The organism is Streptomyces sp. MCA2 (genome assembly GCF_023544705.1).
Taxonomy (GTDB): domain Bacteria; phylum Actinomycetota; class Actinomycetes; order Streptomycetales; family Streptomycetaceae; genus Streptomyces; species Streptomyces decoyicus.
Map to the genome: position 1 here is coordinate 1 of NZ_JAMJFM010000111.1, position 4,601 is coordinate 4,601.

General features: G+C 68.8%; 3 protein-coding genes. 2 read left to right on the forward strand and 1 reads right to left on the reverse strand.

The annotated features are described in order from the left end of the window. Positions 1–430: 430 nt before the first annotated feature. The gene (locus M8I34_RS40955; RefSeq protein WP_244419860.1) at positions 431–1,789 is read right to left on the reverse strand and encodes an FtsW/RodA/SpoVE family cell cycle protein; all 1,359 of its coding nucleotides are present in this window, start codon (positions 1,787–1,789) and stop codon (positions 431–433) included. A 561-nt stretch (positions 1,790–2,350) separates the two neighbouring features. On the opposite strand from M8I34_RS40955, the gene groES reads away from it, so the two are divergent. Then, on the forward strand, positions 2,351–2,659 hold the full coding sequence (groES, locus tag M8I34_RS40960; protein ID WP_030089482.1) for a co-chaperone GroES: 309 nt from the start codon (positions 2,351–2,353) through the stop codon (positions 2,657–2,659). Between the two features lie 135 nt (positions 2,660–2,794). Next, positions 2,795–4,420: a chaperonin GroEL gene (groL, locus tag M8I34_RS40965; protein ID WP_244419861.1), complete on the forward strand. Its 1,626-nt coding sequence runs from the start codon at positions 2,795–2,797 to the stop codon at positions 4,418–4,420. The last annotated feature ends 181 nt before the right edge of the window (positions 4,421–4,601 follow it).

Genomic DNA, 4,601 nt, shown 5'->3' on the forward strand with positions numbered 1-4,601 from the left:
TGACGGGCCTCCGGGGGTGGGGTGCGGGACTGCTTCGTTTTACGTCGGGCACCCCACCCGCTCCGGCCCGTCCCCTCCCGTTGGGGGGTGGAAAAACCTTGGTCGTGGTGCCGGTTAGTGGCCCGGTGCACCTCGTAGATCACATGGAAACGCCCACGTCGGTGGCCCGCCCCCATTCACCGTCACTCATCCACTCACGGGAGGGGACGGGCCGGAGGGGCCGGTGTGTGGGACGTAAAGCGAAGCAGTCCCACACACCGGCCCCGGAGGTCCGTCACCGCACCCGACACCCACCGGCCCGCCGCAGGCGCAACGGCCAACAACCACCACGGCGGGACAGCCAAACACGTGGGCCGCAAGCCAAGCGCACCGCGCAGCGGGCGACAAATGGCGAACAACCACCACGGCGGGACAGCCCAAAGCGTGGGACTCAAGCCGGCTCGCGCCGGCGCTGCGCATGGTCGCTGATCCGTAGCAGCAGGGCCACCATCACCCAGTTCGCGACGAGTGACGAGCCGCCCTTGGCGAGGAACGGCAGGGCCTTGCCGGTCAGGGGGATCAGGCCGGTGACGCCGCCGGCGACCACGAAGACCTGGAGCAGCAGCGCCCCGGAAAGACCGACCGCGAGCAGTTTGCCGAACGGGTCGCGGGCGGTCAGGGCCACCCGCAGGCCACGCTGGGCGAGCAGCACGTACAGCATGATCACGACCATCACGCCGGCCAGCCCCATCTCCTCGCCGACGGTGGTGAGGATGAAGTCGCTGTTACCGGCGAAGCCGACCAGCTCCGGGTGGCCCTGGCCCAGGCCGCTGCCCGAGATGCCGCCGCTGCCGAAGCTGAACAGTGCCTGTGCGGCCTGCTCGGATATCAGCCCCGGCGGCCGTCGGTCCTTGGGCAGAAAGATGTCCATCGGGTGCAGCCAGGCCATGATCCGGCCCTTGACGTGCGGTTCTATGGAGCCGACGACGGTGGCGCCGACCGCGGCCATGGCCAGGCCGCAGAGCACCCAACTCGTGCGCTCGGTGGCCATGTACAGCATGATCACGAAGACGCCGAAGAAGATCAGCGAGGTGCCCAGGTCCCGTTCGAAGACCAGCACCAGCAGGCTGATCACCCAGATCGTGAAGATCGGCGCGAGCTGCCGTCCCGGAGGCAGCTGGACGCCCAGGACGCGGCGTCCGGCTAGCGCCAGCGCATCGCGGTTGACGGTGAGATAGCCCGCGAAGAACACCGAGATCATGATCTTCACGAACTCGCCGGGCTGGAGTGACAGCGGCCCGAGCAGAATCCAGCGCTTGGCGCCGTACATGTCGGCACCGAAGAAGGCCGGTGCCATCAGCAGCACCAGCGCGACCACCATCGTCAGATAGATGTAGCGCTGGAGGATGCGGTGATCGCGCAGCACCAGCAGGATCGCTATACAGACCGCCACCCCGATCACCGTCCACACCAGCTGGCCGCTCGCCGCCTCGGCGATCTTCAGCCGGGGCGTCTGCGCATAGGTGAGGTCCAGGCGGTGCAGCAGCACCAGGCCGATCCCGGTCAGCAGCGTCGCCAGCGGCAGGATCAGCGGATCGGCGCGGGGCGCGTAGCGGCGCAGGACCAGATGCGGGACCAGCGCCACGAAGAACATGCTGACGGCGAAGCCGGCCAGCCCGCCGGGCAGCCGGCCGGTCATCGACAGGCCGGTGATGGCGTAGCCGAAGTCCGCGATCAGTACGGCGAGGGCGAGCAGCCATGCCTCGGTCCGCCGGCGGTCCGGTGCCTGGGCCAGCGCGGCGAACGTCATCGTGCGCTCGGCGTCGCTCTCCGGCCGCCGGGCAGCCCGGGGAACGCTGGTCGGTGCACGCACAGGTTTCCTCCGCCACTGATCGTCAAGGCCGCGGGCCGGCCGGGTGGTGCCCGGTTCGTCGGCCCGGCAGTCGGGGAGGTAGACGAGGCGGCCGGTGGCGTGGTTGCGAGGGAACGGGAAGGTGTGTCCGATTTGATAGGAACCTGCCCGTAACGCGGTCCGTAACGCGGTCCGTAATGCGGCCCGTAGTGCGGTCCGTTAGCCGGCGCTTAACCCGCCGCGGTCCCGCGCCAGATGGCCGTGATCGGCGGGGTGGGGGCCGCCGGGAGGCGCGGCTCCGTGCGGCCGGTCAACCGGAGCGGAGGGAAGCGCACCCCGCCGCGCTGGCACTCCGCTTGACCGAGTGCTAACCGCGTCATAGTCTCGGCGTTGGCACTCTCCAGTGGGGAGTGCCAGAAACACAGCGACGGGCAGGTCCGGCACCCGCGACGACGGATCCACCTGGTCGCCACCTCAGACAGTTAACCCCGTGAGATCTCCGAAGGGGGAGGTCGGATCGTGACGACCACCAGCTCCAAGGTTGCCATCAAGCCGCTTGAGGACCGCATTGTGGTCCAGCCGCTCGACGCCGAGCAGACCACGGCCTCGGGCCTGGTCATTCCGGACACCGCCAAGGAGAAGCCCCAGGAGGGCGTCGTCCTGGCCGTGGGCCCGGGCCGGGTCGAGGACGGCAAGCGCGTCGAGCTCGACGTGAACGTCGGCGACGTCGTGCTCTACAGCAAGTACGGCGGCACCGAGGTGAAGTACAACAACGAGGACTACCTCGTTCTCTCGGCTCGCGACGTTCTCGCGATCGTCGAGAAGTAAGTCACCCAGTTTTGCCGTGATCTGCGCCCCTGGTTCCCGCGTCTAACCAACCCGGGGCAGGGGCGCAGTTCGTTTGAGCGACAGCGGTCCCCACGTCGTGGCCGAGGATCGCAATGAGAGGACTTGAAGCAACCCATGGCGAAGATCCTGAAGTTCGACGAGGACGCCCGTCGCGCCCTTGAGCGCGGCGTCAACAAGCTTGCCGACACGGTCAAGGTGACGATCGGCCCCAAGGGCCGCAACGTCGTCATCGACAAGAAGTTCGGCGCGCCGACGATCACCAACGACGGTGTCACCATCGCCCGTGAGGTCGAGGTCGACGACCCGTACGAGAACCTTGGCGCCCAGCTCGTCAAGGAGGTGGCGACCAAGACCAACGACATCGCGGGTGACGGCACCACCACCGCCACCGTGCTGGCGCAGGCGCTGGTCCGCGAGGGTCTGCGCAACGTCGCCGCCGGCGCCTCCCCGGCCGCCCTGAAGAAGGGCATCGACGCCGCGGTCAAGGCCGTGTCCGAGGAGCTCCTCGCGACCGCCCGTCCGATCGACGACAAGTCCGACATCGCTGCCGTGGCCGGCCTGTCCGCGCAGGACAAGCAGGTCGGCGAGCTCATCGCCGAGGCGATGGACAAGGTCGGCAAGGACGGTGTCATCACCGTCGAGGAGTCCAACACCTTCGGCCTGGAGCTGGACTTCACCGAGGGCATGGCCTTCGACAAGGGCTACCTCTCGCCGTACATGGTCACCGACCAGGAGCGTATGGAGGCCGTCCTCGAGGACCCCTACATCCTGATCCACCAGGGCAAGATCGCCTCGATCCAGGACCTGCTGCCGCTGCTGGAGAAGGTCATCCAGGCGGGTGCCTCCAAGCCGCTGCTGATCATCGCCGAGGACGTCGAGGGCGAGGCCCTGTCGACCCTGGTCGTCAACAAGATCCGTGGCACCTTCAACGCCGTTGCCGTCAAGGCCCCCGGCTTTGGTGACCGCCGCAAGGCCATGCTCGGCGACATCGCCACCCTCACCGGTGCGACCGTCATCGCCGAGGAGGTCGGCCTCAAGCTCGACCAGGCCGGTCTGGACGTGCTGGGCACCGCCCGCCGCGTGACCGTCACCAAGGACGACACCACCATCGTCGACGGTGGCGGCAACTCCGAGGACGTCGCGGGCCGCGTCGCCCAGATCAAGGCCGAGATCGAGTCCACGGACTCCGACTGGGACCGCGAGAAGCTCCAGGAGCGCCTCGCCAAGCTCGCCGGTGGCGTCTGCGTCATCCGCGTGGGTGCGGCCACCGAGGTCGAGCTCAAGGAGAAGAAGCACCGTCTGGAGGACGCCATCTCCGCGACCCGCGCCGCGGTCGAGGAGGGCATCGTCTCCGGTGGTGGCTCCGCTCTGGTCCACGCCGCCAAGGTGCTGGAAGGCTCCCTGGGCAAGGAGGGCGACGAGGCCACCGGTGTCGCCGTCGTCCGCCGCGCCGTCGTCGAGCCGCTGCGCTGGATCGCGGAGAACGCCGGCCTCGAGGGCTACGTCATCACCGCGAAGGTCGCCGAGCAGGACAAGGGCAACGGCTTCAACGCCGCCACCGGCGAGTACGGCGACCTGGTCAAGGCCGGCGTCATCGACCCGGTGAAGGTCACCCGCTCCGCCCTGGAGAACGCCGCGTCGATCGCCTCGCTGCTCCTGACGACCGAGACCCTGGTCGTCGAGAAGCCCGCGGAGGACGAGCAGGCCGAGGCCGGTCACGGCCACGGACACTCGCACTGACCTCGCGCATCGCGTGTAGCGCATAGCGTCGGGCAGCTCGCTGCCTGATGTACGAGACCCGGTTCCCGCTGTGTGCGGGGGCCGGGTCTTGCGTTTGGGCGGGGGAGGGGGGAGGGCGCTGTGGGTGGGTTGTGTCGGGGTGGGGGTTCCCTCGGGGCTGGGGGTCCGTTTGTGCGGAGGG